The sequence below is a fragment of the Pseudomonas sp. GW821-FHT07F05 genome (assembly GCF_059418765.1).
On the sequence record NZ_JBWKQL010000002.1, the window covers coordinates 604,961 to 623,102 of the forward strand.

The following is an 18,142-nucleotide window of genomic DNA, read 5'->3' on the forward strand; positions in this document are numbered from 1 at the left end:
TGCCGCAGCCGTTTCGCTTGCGCACCGCCAGAGTGAGGCCGACCTTGAGCAACCCATCCGATCAGCGCAATAACCGTTCTCTGGACGGTCTTAACTTCTTTCTGGCGGATGTGCGCGACGGCCTTGGGCCCTATCTCGCGATCTATTTACTGGCCGTCCACAAGTGGGATCCGGCGAGCATCGGGCTGGTCATGACCCTCGCCGGCATCGCCGCGCTGGTCACACAAACCCCGGCGGGTGCGCTGATTGACCGCACCCGCAGCAAGCGGCTGGTGGTCATCGTGGCAGCGTTGCTGGTGACGGCCGGCTGTCTGGTGCTGCCGTTCATTCACTCGTTCACCTGGGTGGCGATCACCCAGAGCATCAGCGCCATTGCCGGCTCCGTATTCGCCCCCGCCATCGCGGCCATCTCCCTGGGCATCACCGGGCCGAAAGCCTTTACCCGCCGGACCGGGCGCAACGAAACCTGGAACCACGCCGGCAACGCCGTCGCAGCTCTGCTGGCGGGCATCTTTTCATGGATGTTCGGGCCGATTGCGGTGTTCTACCTCATGGCGTTCATGGCCCTGGCGAGCATTGTCGCCGTGGCGTTCGTCGATGCCTCGGCAATTGATCACGACGTCGCCCGAGGCTTTGACCCCAGCCATGACCAAGGCAAGGACCAGCCCAGCGGGTGGGCTGTCCTGCTGCATAACCGACCGTTATTGGTGTTCGCCATCTGCTGCGGGCTGTTTCACCTGGCCAATGCGGCGATGCTGCCGCTGGTGAGTCAGAAGCTCTCGCAGATCGACGTCAACCTCGCCACGCCGCTGACGTCCGCCTGCATTGTCGCCGCGCAGTTGGTCATGGTGCCGGTGGCCTGGCTGGTGGGCGCCAAAGCCGACGTGTGGGGACGCAAGCCCTTGCTGCTGGCGGGTTTCATTTTCCTGCCGCTGCGGGGTGTGCTGTATGTCATGTCCGACAACCCTTACTGGCTGGTGGGTGTGCAGTTGCTCGACGGCATCGGCGCCGGGGCGTTTGGCGCGCTGTTGCCGTTGGTGGTCAAGGACCTGACGCGGGGCACCGGGCGCTTCAATGTCAGTCTCGGTGCCATCTCGACGGTGTTCGGCCTGGGCGCGGCGCTGAGCAACGGCCTGGCCGGGCTGGTCGTGCGCGAGGCCGGCTACAGCGCGGCGTTCCTGACGTTGGCGGCCATTGCGGCGGTGGCGTTTGTGCTGTTGTGGCTGGCGGTGCCGGAAACCGGCGACCGCGTGGCGCAGGATCAACCCGAGGGCGCGCCGGCCACCTGATCGGCGGGGTTAACGGTCGGGGGTCGTGCTTGCGCCCTCCCCCAGTTCGCGCTGCATGATCACCGTGTCCAGCCAGCGGCCGTGCTTGAAGCCGACGGACTCGAACACGCCGACCTGGCGAAAGCCCAGTCGCGTGTGGAGCCGGATAGAGGCGCTGTTCTCGCTGTTGCCAATGATCGCCACCATCTGCCGGCGGCCGGATGCCGTGCAGTGCTGGATGACAGCCGCCAGTAACGCGTGACCAATCCCGAACCCGGCCATGCCCTCGCGCACGTACACCGAATCTTCCACGGTAAAGCGATAGGCCGGGCGCGGCCGGTACGGAGTCGCGTAGGCGTAGCCGACCACTTCACGGTCGCGCTCGGCCACCAGATAGGGCAAACCGTTGGCGCAGATGTCGGCCCGGCGCTGCAGCATTTGCTCCAGGGTCGGCGGTTCCAGTTCGAAGCTGGCGGTGCCGTGAATCACATGATGGGCGTAGATCGCCTGCACGGCGGGCATATCGGACTCGCGAGCGTCGCGCATGATCAGTTCCTCGGCCATGGCATTTCCTTTTCCGGATCAGAACGCAGAGAGCGCTGAGCTTGCCCGTGAAGCGATGGGCTGTGCAACCCGGTTAGCCGCGTGTGCCCGAGGTTTTCGCAGCGGACGCAGAGGCGACGAACGCGGGTTCCGCGATTGGTCTAGAATGCCGCCCTTCCCCACTGCCGACCTGCCGCCCACCGATGATTGCCGCCGCCCTCGAACTGCTCGACTCCCACCTTCAGACCGCCCTCGCCGACGCGCCCGCCGAGACCCGCCGGCTGTTTCACGGCCGTGGCCGACGCTGGCCGGGGCTGGAACAACTGACCGTCGACTGGATGCAGGGCGTGGTGCTGGTGTCGCTGTTCAAGGAGCCGGCGGCCGATGAGCTGGAAGCGCTGAAGCAGCGATTGTTCAGGCTAATCGAGTCACCGGCGTGGCAGCAGTCCCGCGCCCATACGCTGTTGTTGCAGCACCGCTATCTGCCGGACAGCCACACCGAAGCGTTGCTGGGCGAGGTGCTGGAGGAATGGACGCTGACCGAGGGCGGCCTGCGCTATCTCGTGGATTTCGGCAAAAAGCAGAACACCGGGCTGTTCCTCGACATGCGCTATGGCCGCGACTGGGTGCGGGCCAATGCGGCGGGCAAGCGGGTGCTGAACCTGTTTGCCTACACCTGCGGGTTTTCGGTGGCGGCGATCGAGGGGGGCGCGGACTTTGTGGTCAATCTGGACATGTCGCGCGCGGCACTGAGTCGCGGTCGTGACAACCATCGCCTGAATGGCCATGACCTGAGCAAGGTCACTTTTCTCGGCCACGAGCTGTTCAAGTCTTGGGGCAAGGTGAAAAGCACCGGGCCGTATGACCTGGTGATCATCGACCCGCCGTCGTTTCAGAAAGGCAGTTTTCTGCTGACCAAGGATTATCAGCGGGTGCTGCGCAAACTGCCGGAGCTGTTGACGGCAGAAGGCACGGTGCTGGCGTGCATGAACGACCCGTTGCTGGGCGCGGACTTTCTCATCGAAGGCGTGACCCGCGAAGCGCCCGGGTTGCGCTATGTGGAGCGGCTGGAAAACCCGCCGGAATTTGCCGATGCCGAGGAAGGCGGCGGATTGAAAGCGTTGGTGTTTCGCCAGGGCTGAAAGGTGACCGCACGACGCGATCTCAGTAGGAGCCGGCTTGCTGGCGAATGCGTTGGGTCAGGCAATGGTGGTGTGACAGACCCACCGCATTCGCGACCGTCGTAACCTCCGATTGCTCCTACAGTTGATCTGCGTCCGGCCCGGATGGTGAGAACCCGCACGAACCTGTAGGAGCGCGCTTCAGCAGTGACAACGTGGTTGAGCGCTACGCACTCAACCGCGAAATCACGTCGTTCAACCCCACCGACAACACATGCAGGTCCTGACTCGCGGTCTGGGTGCGCTGGACGTTGTCCTGGTTGGTGGTGGCGATGGCGGTGATTTCGGTCAGGTTGCGGGAGATGTCTTCGGCGACTGACGTCTGCTCTTCCGCCGCCGTGGCGATCTGGCGGTTCATGTCGCGGATGGCTTCCACGGCGCTGGTAATGCGTTCCAGCGAAGAGCCTGCCAGCGCCACCTGATCCACGCTTTCCTGGCTGCGGGCCTGCCCGCTTTCAATCGCCTGGGCAGCATCGACCGCGCCGGTCTGCACCGAGCTGATGATCTGGTTGATTTCCGCCGTCGAGGCCGCCGTGCGCTGGGCCAGCGTGCGCACTTCATCGGCGACCACCGCAAAACCGCGCCCGGCATCGCCGGCACGGGCCGCTTCGATGGCCGCGTTCAGCGCCAGCAGGTTGGTCTGCTCGGCGATGCCGCGAATCACTTCCAGCACCTTGCCGATCCGACCGCTGTCGGTTTCCAGACGACGAATGACGTTGGCGGTGTTGCTGATCTCGGTGCGCATCTGGGTGATGGCGGTGATGGTCGCGCCCATCACCTTGCTGCCTTCCTGGGAACTGCGGTCCGCTTCATCAGCGGCCTGGGCTGCCTGGGCCGCGTGGCGGGCGACTTCCTGGGCGGTGGCGGACATTTCGGTCATCGCCGTCGCCACCTGGTCGGTGCGCTCGAACTGCTCGTGGGTGCCCTGGGCCATCAGCGCGGCAATCGCTTTCAGCTCGCCGCCGGCACTGTCCAGGTCAGTGGTGCTGCGCTTGAGGCGGGTGAAGGTGTCGGCGAGGAAATCCCGCAGCGTGTTGGCGGCAACGGCCAGACGCCCCAGTTCATCCTGACGGGTGATGCTGACCCGGTCGCTGAACTTGCCCTGACTCAATTGCGCGACGTATTCGATCAGCAGGCGGATCGGGCCGACGATGTTGCGGTTGACCATCCACAGGGTGAGCACACCCACCAGCAGCGCCGAGGCAAGCATGACCAGCGTGCCGATGAGAATGGTCCGGTCAGCCGTGCTGCTGAGGATTTTCGACTGCTCGTCACTCTGCTTGCGCAGGCCAGTCACCAGGCCGGTCATCTGCTCGCTGGCGGCACGGTCGACGCCTTTAACGGCCATATCACCGGCGACCGGATCACCGCCGGCAGCGATGTAAGCGTCACGGCCTTTGCGGTAGGCCGCACCAAGGGTACGGTGCTCATTGCGCAGCGCATCAACCTGGGTTTTGGTGGCCGGATCCAGCCCGTCCATTGCACTCAGCCTGCCGAGGGTGTCCTGCACCTGACGTTCCTGGTCTTCGAATTGCGCCCAGAACTTGTCGCGATCGGCCGGCTGTTTGCCGCGCAGCAATACGTTTTTCCACTCCTGCACCTGAACCTTGAATTGCAGGTTGGCCTGATCGACCAGTTGCGAGGCGTGCAGCGGCCCTTCAAGCAGACCGCGATAGGCGTGCACGTTGCTGGACAGGAACTGGAAACACGCGAGGGCAATCAGCACGACCAGCACGAGGCTGCCGCTGAGCAGCGCGAGGATCTGCAATCTCAGGGATTTCGACATACGAGGATCTCAAAAGGGAGGACAACCTGCTCCGAGGATCGTCCGGAGTTTTTTGCGGCTTGCCACATCCCTGTGCCATCGCGTCGGACCGATCCGAAAACGAGGCGCCTACACAGAGTGATTCGACCCCGCGCAGGGCTTCTTGAAGGCCGGTCGGGCAGATCCGACCAACGGCTGAAAAGCGCCAACGGCAAGGCCTGCAGCCCAGTCAAACGGTGGTCGAGACGTGCTGAACGAGATTCAGATGAGTGCGTACCAGCCAGCAATCACTCCCGCTGACCGAACACCTGGGAGGGTCTGCGCAGCACCGGATCGAAGGGGTTGATTTTCTGGCTGATCGCCGCGGCCTCGCGCTTGAGCATGTCCACCACCGTGGGCATGCGGTCGGCACTGAGGCGGTCGCTGATGGTCGCCACACTTAACGCCGCCACTGCCCGGCCATCACGGTCGAGGATCGGCACCGCCAGACCCGCCATGCCCTCCAGCACACCGGTGTTGCGCGCGGCATAGCCGGTACGCCGCACCGTGTCGATTTCCGAGCGCAGCATCACTTCGTCGTACAGATGGAAATCCCGCAGGCGCGGCAGGTTGTAGCGGATCACGGTCTCGCGTTCGTCTTCCGGCAGAAACGCCAGGATCGCCAGACTGCCCTGCCCCACGCCCAGCGCCACGCGGCCGCCGATATCGCCGGTGAAAGTGCGGATCGGGTACGGCCCTTCGCTGCGGTCCAGGCACACGGCGTCGAAACCACTGCGGGCGAGCAGAAACAACGAGTCCCCCAACGAGGCCGACAGGCGCAGCAAGCTCGGCCGCACCACGTCCCGCAGGTTGCCGGACTGCCCGGCGCGCGCGGCCAGGGCGAAGAATTCCAGGCTCAGGCGGTAACGCTTGCTGCGCAGGTCCTGCTCGACCATGCCTTCGTCCATCAGGCTGCGGAGCAAGCGGTGGGTGGTCGGCTGCGACAGGCCGACCTGTTGAGCCAGTTGCGTCACGCGCTCACTGCCATCGGGACACTTGCCCAGCGCCCGCAGCACGGCAAACAGGCGAGAGACCGCGCCAACGCCCGTTTCTTTCTCACCGCTCTTCCGCTCAGTGGAATCCATTTCGCTCTACTCCTCATTTCTTTTCGCTGAATGAATGAATTCAAAAAAACGACTCACTCAATGAAATTGCTCGTTGAGCGCATCCTAGTCTTGGGCCTAGGATCGGTCCACAGGGCGATTTGAATAACAGCGGCAGCCGACACCGATCGAGCGCCAGCGTCCACGGCCACACGCAGCACTTCTCTTCGCATCTGCCCATAAAAAACGCGCGCCGTCGGTGCGCACGAAAAAAGGTGGAACGCAGCCATGGCTTTTCTTCAACTCCAGGCACTGTGCAAGCGCTACGGCCCCATCGATGCCGTCGTGGCCACTGACCTTTCGGTGGAGCAAGGCGAATTCGTCTCCCTGCTCGGCCCCTCCGGCTGCGGCAAAACCACCACCCTGCAAATGATCGCCGGCTTCGTTGATGTCAGCGCTGGGCGCATCCTGCTGGACGGCCGCGACATCACCCACGCCAAACCGGCCAGTCGCGGGTTGGGTGTGGTGTTCCAGTCCTACGCGCTGTTCCCGCACATGACCGTGCGCGACAACGTCGCTTTCGGTCTGAAGATGCGCAAAGTCTCGGCTGCCGACATCGAGCGCCGCGTCTCCCGGGTGTTGGAGCTGGTGCGCCTCACGCCCCATGCCGAACGTTACCCCCGCGAGCTGTCCGGCGGGCAGCGTCAGCGCGTGGCCCTGGCCCGGGCGCTGGTGATCGAGCCGCCGGTATTGCTACTGGACGAACCGCTGTCCAACCTCGATGCGAATCTGCGCGAAGAGATGCAGTTCGAAATCCGCCGCATCCAGCGCGAAGTCGGCATCACCACCCTGATGGTCACCCACGACCAGGCCGAAGCGCTGTCCATCAGCGACCGCGTCGTGGTCATGCAGGCCGGGCGCATCACCCAGATCGACGAGCCCTACACCCTCTACGAACACCCGCGCACGCGTTTCATCTCCGGCTTCGTCGGCAAGGCCAATCTGCTGCGCGGCGATCGCGATGCCAGCGGCACGGCCCAGGTCCGTCATCAGCCCGGCGACGGCGAACTGGTGCTGAGCCTGCGCCCGGAAAAAATCGATCTGGTGCCTGCGGGGACCGGTCGCCTGCAAGGCCGCGTGGTCATGCGCTACTTCCTTGGCAGCCAGTGGCTGTACCGCATCGAAACGCCCATCGGCGAAATCACCGTGGTGCGCCGCAACGATGGCGACGCGCCGATGAACGAAGGCTTCGCGGTGGGGCTGGACTGGCCGTCGGACCTGCTGCGGGTGTTGAGCGTCGACGAGGTGCCGGCATGAGTGTGCTGCGCGACACCGGACGCGGGTATCTGCTGTCGGCCCCGGCCCTGGCGCTGTTCTTCGGCCTGCTGGTGCTGCCATTGGCGTTGACGCTGGTACTGTCGTTCAACGTGTTCGACTACGAAGTCGGAGTCAAAAGCGGTGAATGGACCCTGGCCCAGTACGCCAATCTGCTCACCGATTCGTACTTTTACGAGATCTTCCTGCGCACCTTCTGGATCAGCGCCCTGGTGACCCTGCTCTGTGTGGTCATTGGCGTGCCCGAGGCCTACATCCTCAGCCGCATGGGCACCCCGTGGCGTTCGATTTTCCTGATCCTGATTCTTACGCCGCTGCTGATTTCGGTGGTGGTGCGGGCGTTTGGCTGGAGCCTGTTGCTGGGCGCCGACGGTCTGATCAATCAGGCGATTCAGGCCCTCGGCGGGCGTCCGATCAAGATGCTGTACACGCCGTTCGCGGTGATTCTGGCGCTGGTCCACGTGATGCTGCCGTTCATGATCATCCCGGTATGGACCTCGCTGCAGAAACTCGACGCCTCCGCCGAACAGGCCGCGCTGTCCCTTGGCGCGACTCAGGCGCAAGTGATGAGGATGGTGGTGCTACCGCAGGTGATGCCCGGCGTGCTGTCGGGGACGTTGATCGTCTTCGGCCTGTCCGCCAGTTCGTTTGCCATCCCGGGATTGCTCGGCGGGAGGCGGCTGAAGATGGTCGCCACGGTCGTCTACGACCAATACCTCTCGGAACTCAACTGGCCCATGGGCGCGGCGATTGCCGTGGCGCTGCTGCTGATCAACCTGTTGGTCATGCTGTCGTGGAACCGGCTGGTTGAAGGCCGCTACAAAAAATCCCTGGGGGAATGAGCCATGTCCAAGAACGGTCCTCTGGCCCTGTCGTTTCATGCCCTGGTGGTGGTGTTCATGCTGGCGCCGCTGGTGGTGGTCTGCCTGGTGGCCTTCACCCCGGAAAACACCCTCAGTCTGCCGTGGCACGGTTTTTCCCTGCGCTGGTTCAGGGCGGTGTTCGAGCGCGCCGACTTCATTCAGTCGTTCTACAACAGCCTCATTCTCGCGGTGGTCGCGGCCACCCTGGCGACGTTGATTGCCGTGCCGGCGGCATTGGCGATCACCCGCTATCGCTTTCCCGGCCGCGACTTTCTCAACGGCCTGTTCCTGTCGCCGATCATCATTCCCCATCTGGTGCTGGGGGTGGCGATGCTGCGCCTGTTCGCGCTGATGGGGGTGAACGGCAGTTTCGTCTGGCTGATGTTCGCCCACGTCGTAGTGATCACGCCCTACGTACTGCGCCTGGTGATCGCCGCTTCCATCGGCATGGACCGCAGCGCCGAGCAGGCCGCTGAATCCCTCGGCGCGAGCCGCTTCACCCTGTTTCGCCTGATCACCCTGCCGATGATCCTGCCCGGCGTGGCCGGTGGCTGGCTGCTGGCGTTCATCAACAGCTTTGACGAGGTCACGCTGTCGATCTTCGTCACCTCGCCCTCGACCCAAACCCTGCCGGTGCGCATGTACGTGTACGCCACCGAATCCATCGACCCGATGATGGCGGCGGTCTCGGCGCTGGTTATCGCCCTGACGGCAGCCACCATGATCATCCTCGATCGGGTGTATGGGCTCGACCGTGTGCTGGTGGGGAGGCATTGATGACTCTTTCATCCATTGACATCTGTCTCAGGGAGCGCGCGCCATGGCATTGCTGAAACGACTGGCCGAACGCGATCGCGCCGTGGTCGCCTTTACCCTCGACGGCCAGCCGGCCAGTGGTTTGCAGGGCGATACCTTGCTCACGGCGGTGCTGACGGCGGAGGACTCGCTGCGCGGCAGCGACTTCAGCGGCGAACCCCGCGCGGGTTTCTGCCTGATGGGCGCGTGCCAGGACTGCTGGGTGAAACTGGGCGACGGCCGACGGGTGCGGGCTTGCTCGACGCTGCTGGAAGCCGGCGTGTGCGTGAGTCGTGAACCGGGGCGCAACCAATGAGTGCGCCAACCCTTCAGGCCATGAACACCGTCATCGTCGGCGCCGGGCCGGCCGGAATTCGCGGCGCGCAGACACTGCTTGCCCACGGCCTTCGCCCTTGTCTGCTGGATGAAAGCCTGCGCGGCGGCGGTCAGGTCTATCGTCGCCAGCCGGAGAACTTCAAGCGCTCGGCCAAGGCGCTGTACGGTTTCGAAGCAGGCAAAGCCGTGTCGGTTCACGCCACCCTCGATCAGTTGCAGACCGAAATCGACTACCGCCCCGAGACGCTGGTGTGGAACGCCGAAGCACGCACCCTCGACACCCTGCGCAATGGCCGCACGGCGCAGGTGCCGTTCAAGCATTTGATCGTGGCCACCGGCGCCACCGACCGCATCTTGCCAGTGCCGGGCTGGACCTTACCCGGCGTCTACAGCCTCGGCGCAGCGCAGATCGCGCTGAAGTTTCAGGGCTGCGCCATCGGTGAGCGCGTGGTCTTCGCCGGCAGCGGGCCACTGTTGTATCTGGTGGCGTATCAGTACGCCAAGGCCGGTGCGACGGTGGCGGCGGTGCTCGACAGCTCGCCCTTTTCCGCTCAGACCCGCGCCCTGCCCGCGCTGCTCGGGCAACCGTCGACGCTGGCCAAAGGGCTTTATTACCGCGCCTGGCTGACGGCCCACGGCATCCCGGTGCATCAGGGCGTTCATCTGCACGGCATTCAGGGCGAGCGGCGGGTCAGCGGGGTCAGCTGGCAACAGGGCAATCAGCGGAAAAACCTCGCCTGTGACGCCGTCGCCTTCGCCCACGCGCTGCGCAGCGAAACCCAATTGGCCGATCTGCTCGGTTGCGACTTCGCCTGGAGCCCGTTGAATCGCGCCTGGCTGCCCACCCGCGACGCCGCCGGCCGCAGCAGCGTCGAGGGGGTTTATCTGGCCGGGGATGGGGCCGGGATCATGGGCGCCGACGCTGCGGAAATGGCCGGCGAACTGGCGGCGCTGACCTTGCTCGGCGACATCGGTTACCGCATCGACCGCGCGCGCAGCATCGAATTGCAGCGGCAGCTGGAAACCATCCAGCGGTTTCGCCAGGGACTGGAAACCGCGTTCCCCTTCCCCGAAGACTGGGCGGCCAAGGCGCCGGACAGCCTGACCGTTTGCCGCTGCGAGGAAGTAACCGCTGGCGACATCCGTCAGACCGTGGCCGAGGGTCACTGGGAGATCAACCGGGTCAAGGCCATGTGCCGGGTCGGCATGGGCCGCTGCCAGGGGCGCATGTGTGGACTGGCCGCGACGGAAATCGTCGCTCAGGCGTCGGGGCGCGACATCGCCAGCGTCGGACGATTGCGCGGGCAGGCGCCTATCAAGCCGCTGCCGTTTGGCGTGGAGGCAGAACAATGAGCCAGCCCGTTGAAGTGGATGCGGTGATTATTGGCGGCGGGATCGTCGGCGCCTCGGCGGCGCTGTTTCTCGCCCTGAGCGGCAAACGCGTGGCGCTGCTGGAGCGGGACTTTTTCGGCTCTCACTCAAGCGGCGTCAATTATGGCGGCGTGCGCCGTCAGGGCCGGCCGTTGTCGCAGCTGCCGCTGTCCCGGCGCGCCCACGAAATCTGGGGGGACCTGCGCGCATTCATTGGCACTGATGGCGAATACGTGCGCTCGGGGCATCTCAAGCTGGCCCGCAGCGACAAAGACATGGCCGCGCTAGTCGCGTATGAAGAGGCGTCGCGCGGGTTCGGAATGGAGCTGCAGTTGCTCGATCACGGCCAGTTGCGCGCGCGCTTCCCCTGGGCGGGCGATGTGGCGGTGGGCGCTTCGTTGTGCGCCGAGGACGGCCATGCCAATCCGCGCCTCGTCTCACCCGCGTTTGCCGCTGCCGCACGCCGCGCCGGTGCGCAGACGTTCGAGCAGGCCCACGTCAGCGAGGTCAGCCATGACGGGCAGTCTTTTCGGGTGAGGACCGCCAGCGGTCTGAGCTTTCACGCTCCGTGGCTGCTCAATTGCGCCGGTGCCTGGGCGGCTCAACTGGCCCAGCAGTTCGGCGAACCGGTGCCGATGCGCGCGGGCCACCCGGCGATGCTGGTGACCGAACCGCTGCCGATGTTCATGGACGTCAGCACCGGCGTTGAAGGCGGCGGGATTTATGCGCGTCAGGTGGCGCGGGGCAATTGCGTGCTGGGCGGCGGTCAGGGATTTCCGCTGGACCCGGCCACCGCGCGGCCGGGTCAGGCGGCGATTCTGGAGATCCTGCGCAACGCCGTTGAACTGTATCCGCCGCTGGCCGGTGCTCAGGCCATTCGCACCTGGAGCGGCACCGAAGGGTATCTGCCCGACCGCGAACCGGTGCTGGGGGCCAGTTCGACCCAACCCGGTCTGCTGCACGGCTTCGGATTCGCCGGATCGGGCTTTCAGACTGGCCCGGCGGCAGGCGAGGCCTTGGCGCAGATAGTCTGCGTCGGGGCGTCGAACATCGAGCTGAGCCCGTTCTCGATCACACGCTTTCAATCGCAACCGCACACTTCATCGCCCGCCATCGTCGTGCCGTCCGGCACCGATAACGTCATTCCATTGCTCAGAGGAAGGTCGAACCCATGACTCACATGAAACGTGTTGCCGTAACCTGCTTGTCTTGCCTGCCGCTTGCCGTGTTGCTTGCTTCGATGCCCGCACAGGCCGAACCGACGCTGTACCTGGGCATGAACGGCGGCACCATGGAGCGCTTGTACGCCGACAATGTGCTGCCTGCGTTCGAGAAGGCCAACAACGTCAAGGTGGTGATCGTGCCGGGCACGTCCTCGGACATCCTCGCCAAGGCCCAGGCCAGCAAGGACAACCCGCAAATGCACGTGATGTTCCTCGACGACGGCATCATGTACCGCGCCATTTCCATGGGCCTGTGCGGCAAGTTGAACCCGAGCGCGAGCCTGGCGGACATTCCGGCCAAGGGCAAGATCAAGGAAGAAGCGGTGGCCGTGAGCCTGGGTGTCACCGGGCTGGCGTACAACACCAAGATGTTCAAGGACAACGGCTGGAGCGCGCCGACGTCCTGGGCCGACATGGCGGACCCTAAGTACAAGGAGAAGCTGGTGTTTCAGTCGCTGGCCTCCTCCACTTTCGGGCTGCACGGTTTTCTGATGTTCAACCGGTTGCAGGGTGGCAATGAAACCAACGTCGAGCCGGGTTTCAAGGCATGGCCGAAGACGGTGGGCCCGAACGTGCTGGAGTACATCGCCAGCTCGGCGAAAATCTCGGAGATGGTTCAGACCGGTGAAGCGGCGCTGTTCCCGCTGACGCCGACCCAGGTGACCGCGCTCAAGCTCAAGGGCGTGCCGGTGGAATACGCGCCGCCGAAGGAAGGCGGTGTGGTCTTGAACGTGGCCGAATGCACCATCGCCAACAACGACCAGCCTGGACTGGCGCAGAAACTCGCGGCGTTCCTGCTGACCCCGGAAGCCCAGGCGCCGGCCCTGGAGATGGGCGACCAGATCCCATCCAACCCGAAAACCCCGACCACCGACAAGACCCGCGGTCAGGTGGAAGCCATGAACAAATACCTGGAAACCGCCGTGACCATCGATTGGGATCAGGTCAACCAGGTCCGCCCGGAATGGAACGCCCGCTGGAGCCGCTCGATCGAGCGGTAGGTGATTAAGGTTGGACCGCGATCCAGTAGTAGGACCGGCTTCAGCCGGGAAGGCGTCGGAGGCCATGCCGGAAAATGGATGGCGCGCACGCTGGCCTCTTCCCGGCTAAAGCCGGTCCCACTAACGCGCCGCGTATGCTGCAGGACCGGCTTCAGCCAGTCCCACCCAAGTGCCGCGTATCCTATGGCACCGGCTTTAGCCGGTCTCTGACCCGGAACGCCGCAAATCACACCACATATGCACCTTCGAGACGTACCGCTCATCCACCGCCACCGCATACGGCTCGACCCCGAACGCCTCAAACCCCATCCGTTCATACAAGTCCTGGGCACCGCGGTTGCCGTCGGTCACCGTCAACTGGACGAGCAACAGCTGCGGCACGCTCTGCGCATAGGCCAACACGCTGCCAACCAGATCATGCCCGACACCTTTCCCCCGATGGGCGTGGGGAACGTACATCCCGAACAGCGTGGATTTGTGACGCGCCTTTTTTCTGCTTTCAAGAGAAAGGCCGGCAACCCCCAGCAGGCTCCCTGCTTCAACGGCGCCGAACACCACCTCTGTCGCCTCAGGCCCGACCACGAGCCGTTTCTCCCACCAACTGATCGGCAAGGCTTCGCGCTCGCCGACGTTGGACGTGAACGCATCAGGATGCAGGGCGTAGGCTTCAAGCATCAGGGCTCGATAAGCCGAGGCATATTCCGGGGTCAGTCGCTGAATGGTCGTGGTCATCGAAGTCACACTGCAGGGTCGAGCGCTGATTATGTGGCTCAGCCCGCGTGACGACTACCGCCCAGGCGCAGAATCAACCAACGCCCTCTCCCGTCGTACCCGTTAGTTCATGCATCAACGTGCACCAGACGGCAAAACACCGGGTTTTCACGCCGGCTATTGCAAAAACCCTGCTCATCGCTGCAACCTCCACGGTTTGTGCGGCTCAGACTATTTCGCGACAGGTAAAATCGCGCACCGTGGGCGCGTCAGTTCGAGGGAGATTTCCATGCGTTTCAGATCATTCATCCAGTGTCTCGCTGTTGTGCCCCTGGCGCTGCTGATGGCAGGGACGGCCGTCGCCAGCGAAGAAACGCAACTGATCCAGTCAATCAATACCTATCGCAGCCAGGCTCAGCCCTGCGCCAATGTGGCGTCGACCGAGCTGCCGCCGCTGAACAGCGACCCGCGCCTGAACCTGCCCGCCAGTGGCACGGTAGATCTGCAGCCGATGCTGGCCCGGGCGTCGTATCCGATGGTCAGCGTCCAGGCCATCACTCTCTCGGGCCCGCGCGACGCGCAAGCGGCCATGGCGGCGATTCAGGAAAGTTTTTGTCAGGTGGTGCTCAATCCGCAGTTCGTCGACATCGGCGTCAGCCGCAACGACAGAGACTGGCGCATCGTGCTGGCGCGTCCACTGCTGGCGGGCGGACTGGGTAACGCGCAGGCCGAGGGCCAGAAACTGCTGGGGCTGATCAATGAAGCGCGCAAGCAACCGCAGCAATGTGGCGCTCAGTCGTTTTCCGCTGCTGCCCCGCTGGTGTGGAACGACACGTTGATGAGCGCAGCCGAAAGCCACTCGCGCTCCATGGCCAACAACAACTATTTTGATCACAAGGGTCGCAACGGCGGGACGCCGGGGGATCGTGCGGAGCTGGCCGGGTATATCGGCCAGCAGATCGGCGAGAACATTGCCGCCGGGCAGGACAATGCGCGCAAGGTGGTCGAAGGCTGGCTCGCCAGCCCCGGCCACTGCGCCAACCTCATGAACCCGCAGTTTCATGACCTCGGCGCTGCCTACGCCACCGACCCGAAAAGCGACGCCGGTATTTACTGGACGGCGCTGTTCGGGGTGCAGTAAGCGCTGATGGGCTTGCGAGCCGCCCTACCAAGCGGCTCTGCGATCAGAGGCCGTCAGCGGCGTGCAACGTGCGCAGTTCAACGTCCGCCGCGCTTTTCTTCTGCCAGACCGGCCAGTACTCAACCCGCTTGGACTCGACCGAGCTCTTGTTGCTCTCGAACCAGCTCAGGGATTTAGGCGAGTTGGTCATCAGCTTGGTGTCGGCGATCCAGTCCTTGAAATCGCTGGACTGCGAGCTGTATTCCGCTTTCGGGTCGCGGGCGACCGGCCATGGCGAGAAGCGTGCTTTCCACATGCCCATGCGCGGGATGACCATCGAATAGTAGGTCTTGCCCGGGGCCAGGTCGGCTTCCAGGAAGTCCGCCGCTTCCGAGACCACCATGAAGGTATGGTGGCCCGGCGTCGTCGGGTAGGCGATCTTGGTGCCGTTGGCCAGAATGCCGATGAACTGGGTCTTGCCACCGGTCACGTCATACACGGACGCGTCGATGGCCTTGGCCATGAACGCGCTGCGCATGAAAACGACCTGTGCGCCGTCCTGAGGACTGGCTTCGATGGCTGGGTTGTCGGCAGGTTTCATCATGGACGAACAGCCGGTCAGCACCAGTGTGCCAACCAACGCCAGAATGTGGGTAATGCGCATTTACAGCTCCTTGGGAAAAATATCCGGCCCGAAAACGGATCGGGCCCGGGGCTGTATCGGCGCTGACACCTTTCTCTTGAATGAAAAAAACACCGCGAGGGCTCTGGAATCGGCGTCCCAAGGCGCCTTGATCGAAGCGCAGTCCGATTATCCCGCCTGGATCGCCGACGCCGGAAACTGCCCGTCACTCACGTTCGCCTCGGTGTAATGCCGCCGGTGCGCCAGTGCCTGACCCTGTTCATCGAACAGATGGCAACGGTGGCCCTGCACACCGACGCGCAGCAATTGCCCCGCCTTGACCGCCGACATTCCCTCGCCCTTGACCATCAGATCATGGCCGTCGTCGGTCTGCGCGTGGGTAAACGTCTCCCCGCCCAGATGCTCGACCACCAGGGTTTTTACCGGAATTTGCGCATCGCCCTCGCCCCGATCCGACAGATGCTCGGGCCGCAGGCCCAGGGTCAATGGGTCGCCCGCCTTCACATGCTCGCCCATCACCGGAACCCACAACAGCTCGCCACCCGGCAGGCTGACCTGGACGCGTTCACCACTGACGGCCACCGCCGTGACCGGTAGAAAACTCATCTGCGGCGAGCCGATAAAGCCGGCAACGAAACGGTTGCGCGGATGGTGATAAAGCTCCAGCGGCGAACCCACTTGTTCGATGCAACCCTTGTTGAGCACGACGATTTTGTCGGCCAGGGTCATGGCTTCGACCTGGTCATGGGTGACGTAAACCATGGTTGCCTGGAGGTCGGCATGAAGCTTGGCGATCTCGATGCGCATCTGCACGCGCAGGGAGGCATCGAGGTTGGAAAGGGGTTCGTCGAACAGAAAGACTTCGGGCTCATGGACGATGGCCCGGCCGATGGCGACGCGCTGACGCTGTCCGCCGGACAATGCCTTGGGCTTGCGGTCGAGCAGCGGTTCGAGCTGCAGGATGCGTGCGGCGTTGCGCACCTTGGCTTCGATCTGGTCCTTGGGGGTCTTTTGCATCTTCAGCCCGAAGGCGATGTTGTCGTAGACCGACATGTGCGGGTACAGCGCGTAGGACTGGAACACCATGGCCACGCCGCGATCCGCCGGCTCCAGGTAGGTCACATCGCGAGCGCCGATGCGAATCTGGCCCTGGGTGATGCTCTCCAGGCCCGCGATACAGCGCAGCAGGGTTGACTTGCCGCACCCCGAAGGCCCGACGAACACCACGAACTCGCGGCTCTCGATACTCAGGTGGATGTCATGCAAGACCTTGATCTCGCCATAGGCCTTCTCGACGCCACTCAAACTGAGCTCAGTCAAAATCGTATCCCCTGAATTATTGTTGTTTGGGCATTTTTCACGGCAACGGCGCGCTGATTTGACAGCAATGCATTTTGTCCTACGATCATTTGTAATTCGTAAATTACAAATGTCAAGGAACTCGCCCGAACCGGATTGACTGCCCCGTAGATCCACCTATATGCACCGTTAACTCCTGTACCCGCGTAACCCTCACCCACAACAATAATGAGGTCACGTAAATGAAGAAGCTGGTTTGGAATGCCCTCGCCCTGTCGATTGCGCTGGGTTCCGGCGCCGCACAGGCCTGGACGCTGGAAGAGGCCGCCGCGCCGTACAAGGGCACCGAAATCAAGGCGATTTTCCTCGACCGTCCCGGTTACGCCGCCGCCATCAAACTGCTGCCGGAGTTCGAAAAGAAAACCGGCATCAAGGTCAGCTACGAAACCATCCCCTACGAGAATAGCCGCGAACGCGAGGTGCTGAGTTTCACTTCCGGCGAGCAGCTCGACGTCGTGCTGACGGACGTGGTGTGGATCGGCGAATTCGCCGGCAACGGCTGGCTCGAACCGGTCACCACCTTCACCCAGGACGCGAAGCTCGCCGACCCGGACCTCAAGCTGGAGGGTTTCTTCCCGATCCTGCTGGAGTCCTTCGGCAGCTGGGACAAACAGACCTACGGCCTGCCCTTCGATAACTACTCCGGCCTGCTGTTCTACAACAAGTGCATGCTGAAAGAAGCCGGCTTCGACAAACCGCCGGCCACGTGGGACGAGCTGCTCAAGGATTACGCGCCCAAACTCACCGACAAGACCAAGGATCGCTACGCCTACGCCCTGCAGTCGCGGCGCGGTGAAACGCAATCGGCGGACAGCTTCATGCGTTTCCTCTGGCCGTTCGGCGGCTCACTGCTGGACGATAAATTCAAATCCAATCTCAATTCCAAGGCATCTCAGCAAGGCCTGCAATTCCGGCAGGACCTGATGAAATACATGCCGCCGGGCATCGTCGATTACGACCACAACGAAGCGGTCAACGCCCTCGCCCAAGGCAAGGTCGCGATGATCACCGAATGGTCGGCGTTCTACGGCACCCTGGCCGACCCGACCAAATCCAGGATCACCGACTGCCTGGCCGTGGCCACCGAGCCCAAAGGCCCGGCCGGTCTGAAGCCGGCCCTGGGCGGGTTCTCCCTGGGGGTAAACGCCAAGTCCGACGACAAGCAGAAAGCCGCGGCGTGGCTGTTCATTCAGTGGATGACGTCAGAAGCCATGGCCAAGCCGTACCTGGACGCCGGTGGCGTGAGCGGGCGGATGTCGGTGTACAAGGACGCCGACGTGCAGAAGAAATACCCCTTCGTGCAGCCGATGGTGACGTCGTGGGAAGGCGGCGTGCCTGACTACCGCCCGCGCTTCCCGCAATGGCCGGAGATTTCCGAAGTGGTCGGCGAAAACGGCACGGCGATCATGCTCGGCAAAACCGGCGTGGAAGCCGGGGCCAAGGCGATTGGCAGCAGGATGGAGGAGATCCTGAAGAAGGCAGGGTATTACGACGGCAAGGTCAAATTGCTGAAGTGACGGTTTGACCACACTCCCGTAGGAGCCGG

17 protein-coding genes are annotated in these 18,142 nt (G+C 63.6%); 11 read left to right on the forward strand and 6 right to left on the reverse strand.

Annotation, left to right across the window (positions count from 1 at the left end; all coding sequences use genetic code 11):
• Positions 1–44 precede the first annotated feature (44 nt).
• Positions 45–1,289 carry an MFS transporter gene (locus AC07RO_RS06805; RefSeq protein ID WP_282369882.1) on the forward strand — a complete coding sequence of 415 codons (1,245 nt, stop codon included), beginning with the start codon at positions 45–47 and terminating at the stop codon, positions 1,287–1,289.
• Between the two features lie 9 nt (positions 1,290–1,298).
• Here AC07RO_RS06805 and AC07RO_RS06810 read toward each other — a convergent pair whose 3' ends face one another.
• Positions 1,299–1,832: a GNAT family N-acetyltransferase gene (locus tag AC07RO_RS06810; protein WP_495085632.1), complete on the reverse strand. Its 534-nt coding sequence runs from the start codon at positions 1,830–1,832 to the stop codon at positions 1,299–1,301.
• A gap of 182 nt (positions 1,833–2,014) precedes the next feature.
• Here AC07RO_RS06810 and AC07RO_RS06815 point away from each other — a divergent pair, with 182 nt between their 5' ends.
• Positions 2,015–2,953 carry a class I SAM-dependent methyltransferase gene (locus AC07RO_RS06815; protein ID WP_495085633.1) on the forward strand — a complete coding sequence of 313 codons (939 nt, stop codon included), beginning with the start codon at positions 2,015–2,017 and terminating at the stop codon, positions 2,951–2,953.
• 205 nt (positions 2,954–3,158) lie between these two features.
• Here AC07RO_RS06815 and AC07RO_RS06820 read toward each other — a convergent pair whose 3' ends face one another.
• Together AC07RO_RS06820 and AC07RO_RS06825 are read right to left on the reverse strand one after the other, a co-directional pair.
• The gene (locus AC07RO_RS06820) at positions 3,159–4,778 is read right to left on the reverse strand and encodes a methyl-accepting chemotaxis protein (protein WP_282369888.1); all 1,620 of its coding nucleotides are present in this window, start codon (positions 4,776–4,778) and stop codon (positions 3,159–3,161) included.
• Positions 4,779–5,044: 266 nt separating this feature from the next.
• Positions 5,045–5,881 (reverse strand): IclR family transcriptional regulator, encoded by an 837-nt coding sequence (locus AC07RO_RS06825; RefSeq protein ID WP_346628342.1) that lies wholly within the window; start codon positions 5,879–5,881, stop codon positions 5,045–5,047.
• Between the two features lie 246 nt (positions 5,882–6,127).
• Here AC07RO_RS06825 and AC07RO_RS06830 point away from each other — a divergent pair, with 246 nt between their 5' ends.
• Genes AC07RO_RS06830 through AC07RO_RS06860 form a run of 7 tightly spaced genes read left to right on the forward strand, consistent with a single transcriptional unit; the run spans position 6,128 to position 12,763 of the window.
• Positions 6,128–7,156: an ABC transporter ATP-binding protein gene (locus AC07RO_RS06830; RefSeq protein ID WP_495085634.1), complete on the forward strand. Its 1,029-nt coding sequence runs from the start codon at positions 6,128–6,130 to the stop codon at positions 7,154–7,156.
• Positions 7,153–8,016: an ABC transporter permease gene (locus AC07RO_RS06835; RefSeq protein WP_346629900.1), complete on the forward strand. Its 864-nt coding sequence runs from the start codon at positions 7,153–7,155 to the stop codon at positions 8,014–8,016. Before AC07RO_RS06830 ends, AC07RO_RS06835 begins: the two co-directional genes overlap by 4 nt.
• 3 nt (positions 8,017–8,019) lie before the next feature.
• Positions 8,020–8,814: an ABC transporter permease gene (locus tag AC07RO_RS06840; protein ID WP_037010374.1), complete on the forward strand. Its 795-nt coding sequence runs from the start codon at positions 8,020–8,022 to the stop codon at positions 8,812–8,814.
• A gap of 43 nt (positions 8,815–8,857) precedes the next feature.
• Positions 8,858–9,148: a (2Fe-2S)-binding protein gene (locus AC07RO_RS06845; protein WP_192171918.1), complete on the forward strand. Its 291-nt coding sequence runs from the start codon at positions 8,858–8,860 to the stop codon at positions 9,146–9,148.
• On the forward strand, positions 9,145–10,521 hold the full coding sequence (locus AC07RO_RS06850) for an FAD/NAD(P)-dependent oxidoreductase (RefSeq protein ID WP_495085635.1): 1,377 nt from the start codon (positions 9,145–9,147) through the stop codon (positions 10,519–10,521). Before AC07RO_RS06845 ends, AC07RO_RS06850 begins: the two co-directional genes overlap by 4 nt.
• Positions 10,518–11,714 (forward strand): NAD(P)/FAD-dependent oxidoreductase, encoded by a 1,197-nt coding sequence (locus tag AC07RO_RS06855; protein WP_495085636.1) that lies wholly within the window; start codon positions 10,518–10,520, stop codon positions 11,712–11,714. Before AC07RO_RS06850 ends, AC07RO_RS06855 begins: the two co-directional genes overlap by 4 nt.
• Positions 11,711–12,763: an ABC transporter substrate-binding protein gene (locus AC07RO_RS06860; RefSeq protein WP_282369911.1), complete on the forward strand. Its 1,053-nt coding sequence runs from the start codon at positions 11,711–11,713 to the stop codon at positions 12,761–12,763. Before AC07RO_RS06855 ends, AC07RO_RS06860 begins: the two co-directional genes overlap by 4 nt.
• 195 nt (positions 12,764–12,958) lie before the next feature.
• Here AC07RO_RS06860 and AC07RO_RS06865 read toward each other — a convergent pair whose 3' ends face one another.
• On the reverse strand, positions 12,959–13,495 hold the full coding sequence (locus AC07RO_RS06865; protein WP_495085637.1) for a GNAT family N-acetyltransferase: 537 nt from the start codon (positions 13,493–13,495) through the stop codon (positions 12,959–12,961).
• Positions 13,496–13,817: 322 nt separating this feature from the next.
• Here AC07RO_RS06865 and AC07RO_RS06870 point away from each other — a divergent pair, with 322 nt between their 5' ends.
• Positions 13,818–14,615 carry a CAP domain-containing protein gene (locus AC07RO_RS06870; RefSeq protein WP_442969455.1) on the forward strand — a complete coding sequence of 266 codons (798 nt, stop codon included), beginning with the start codon at positions 13,818–13,820 and terminating at the stop codon, positions 14,613–14,615.
• A gap of 43 nt (positions 14,616–14,658) precedes the next feature.
• Here AC07RO_RS06870 and AC07RO_RS06875 read toward each other — a convergent pair whose 3' ends face one another.
• Positions 14,659–15,258 (reverse strand): hypothetical protein, encoded by a 600-nt coding sequence (locus AC07RO_RS06875; RefSeq protein WP_282369917.1) that lies wholly within the window; start codon positions 15,256–15,258, stop codon positions 14,659–14,661.
• Between the two features lie 147 nt (positions 15,259–15,405).
• Positions 15,406–16,557 (reverse strand): ABC transporter ATP-binding protein, encoded by a 1,152-nt coding sequence (locus AC07RO_RS06880; protein ID WP_495085638.1) that lies wholly within the window; start codon positions 16,555–16,557, stop codon positions 15,406–15,408.
• A gap of 221 nt (positions 16,558–16,778) precedes the next feature.
• On the opposite strand from AC07RO_RS06880, the gene AC07RO_RS06885 reads away from it, so the two are divergent.
• Positions 16,779–18,113: an ABC transporter substrate-binding protein gene (locus tag AC07RO_RS06885; protein ID WP_495085639.1), complete on the forward strand. Its 1,335-nt coding sequence runs from the start codon at positions 16,779–16,781 to the stop codon at positions 18,111–18,113.
• Positions 18,114–18,142 lie beyond the last annotated feature (29 nt).

Bases quoted from the DNA above. Each gene is read 5' to 3' on its own strand.
- AC07RO_RS06810 (WP_495085632.1), bottom strand. From the start codon at position 1,832: ATGGCCGAGGAACTGATCATGCGCGACGCTCGCGAGTCCGATATGCCC.
- AC07RO_RS06825 (WP_346628342.1), bottom strand. From the start codon at position 5,881: ATGGATTCCACTGAGCGGAAGAGCGGTGAGAAAGAAACGGGCGTTGGC.
- AC07RO_RS06875 (WP_282369917.1), bottom strand. From the start codon at position 15,258: ATGCGCATTACCCACATTCTGGCGTTGGTTGGCACACTGGTGCTGACC.
- AC07RO_RS06830 (WP_495085634.1), top strand. From the start codon at position 6,128: ATGGCTTTTCTTCAACTCCAGGCACTGTGCAAGCGCTACGGCCCCATC.
- AC07RO_RS06870 (WP_442969455.1), top strand. From the start codon at position 13,818: ATGGCAGGGACGGCCGTCGCCAGCGAAGAAACGCAACTGATCCAGTCA.
- AC07RO_RS06820 (WP_282369888.1), bottom strand. From the start codon at position 4,778: ATGTCGAAATCCCTGAGATTGCAGATCCTCGCGCTGCTCAGCGGCAGC.
- AC07RO_RS06860 (WP_282369911.1), top strand. From the start codon at position 11,711: ATGACTCACATGAAACGTGTTGCCGTAACCTGCTTGTCTTGCCTGCCG.
- AC07RO_RS06815 (WP_495085633.1), top strand. From the start codon at position 2,015: ATGATTGCCGCCGCCCTCGAACTGCTCGACTCCCACCTTCAGACCGCC.
- AC07RO_RS06835 (WP_346629900.1), top strand. From the start codon at position 7,153: ATGAGTGTGCTGCGCGACACCGGACGCGGGTATCTGCTGTCGGCCCCG.
- AC07RO_RS06885 (WP_495085639.1), top strand. From the start codon at position 16,779: ATGAAGAAGCTGGTTTGGAATGCCCTCGCCCTGTCGATTGCGCTGGGT.
- AC07RO_RS06855 (WP_495085636.1), top strand. From the start codon at position 10,518: ATGAGCCAGCCCGTTGAAGTGGATGCGGTGATTATTGGCGGCGGGATC.
- AC07RO_RS06865 (WP_495085637.1), bottom strand. From the start codon at position 13,495: ATGACCACGACCATTCAGCGACTGACCCCGGAATATGCCTCGGCTTAT.
- AC07RO_RS06840 (WP_037010374.1), top strand. From the start codon at position 8,020: ATGTCCAAGAACGGTCCTCTGGCCCTGTCGTTTCATGCCCTGGTGGTG.
- AC07RO_RS06850 (WP_495085635.1), top strand. From the start codon at position 9,145: ATGAGTGCGCCAACCCTTCAGGCCATGAACACCGTCATCGTCGGCGCC.
- AC07RO_RS06845 (WP_192171918.1), top strand. From the start codon at position 8,858: ATGGCATTGCTGAAACGACTGGCCGAACGCGATCGCGCCGTGGTCGCC.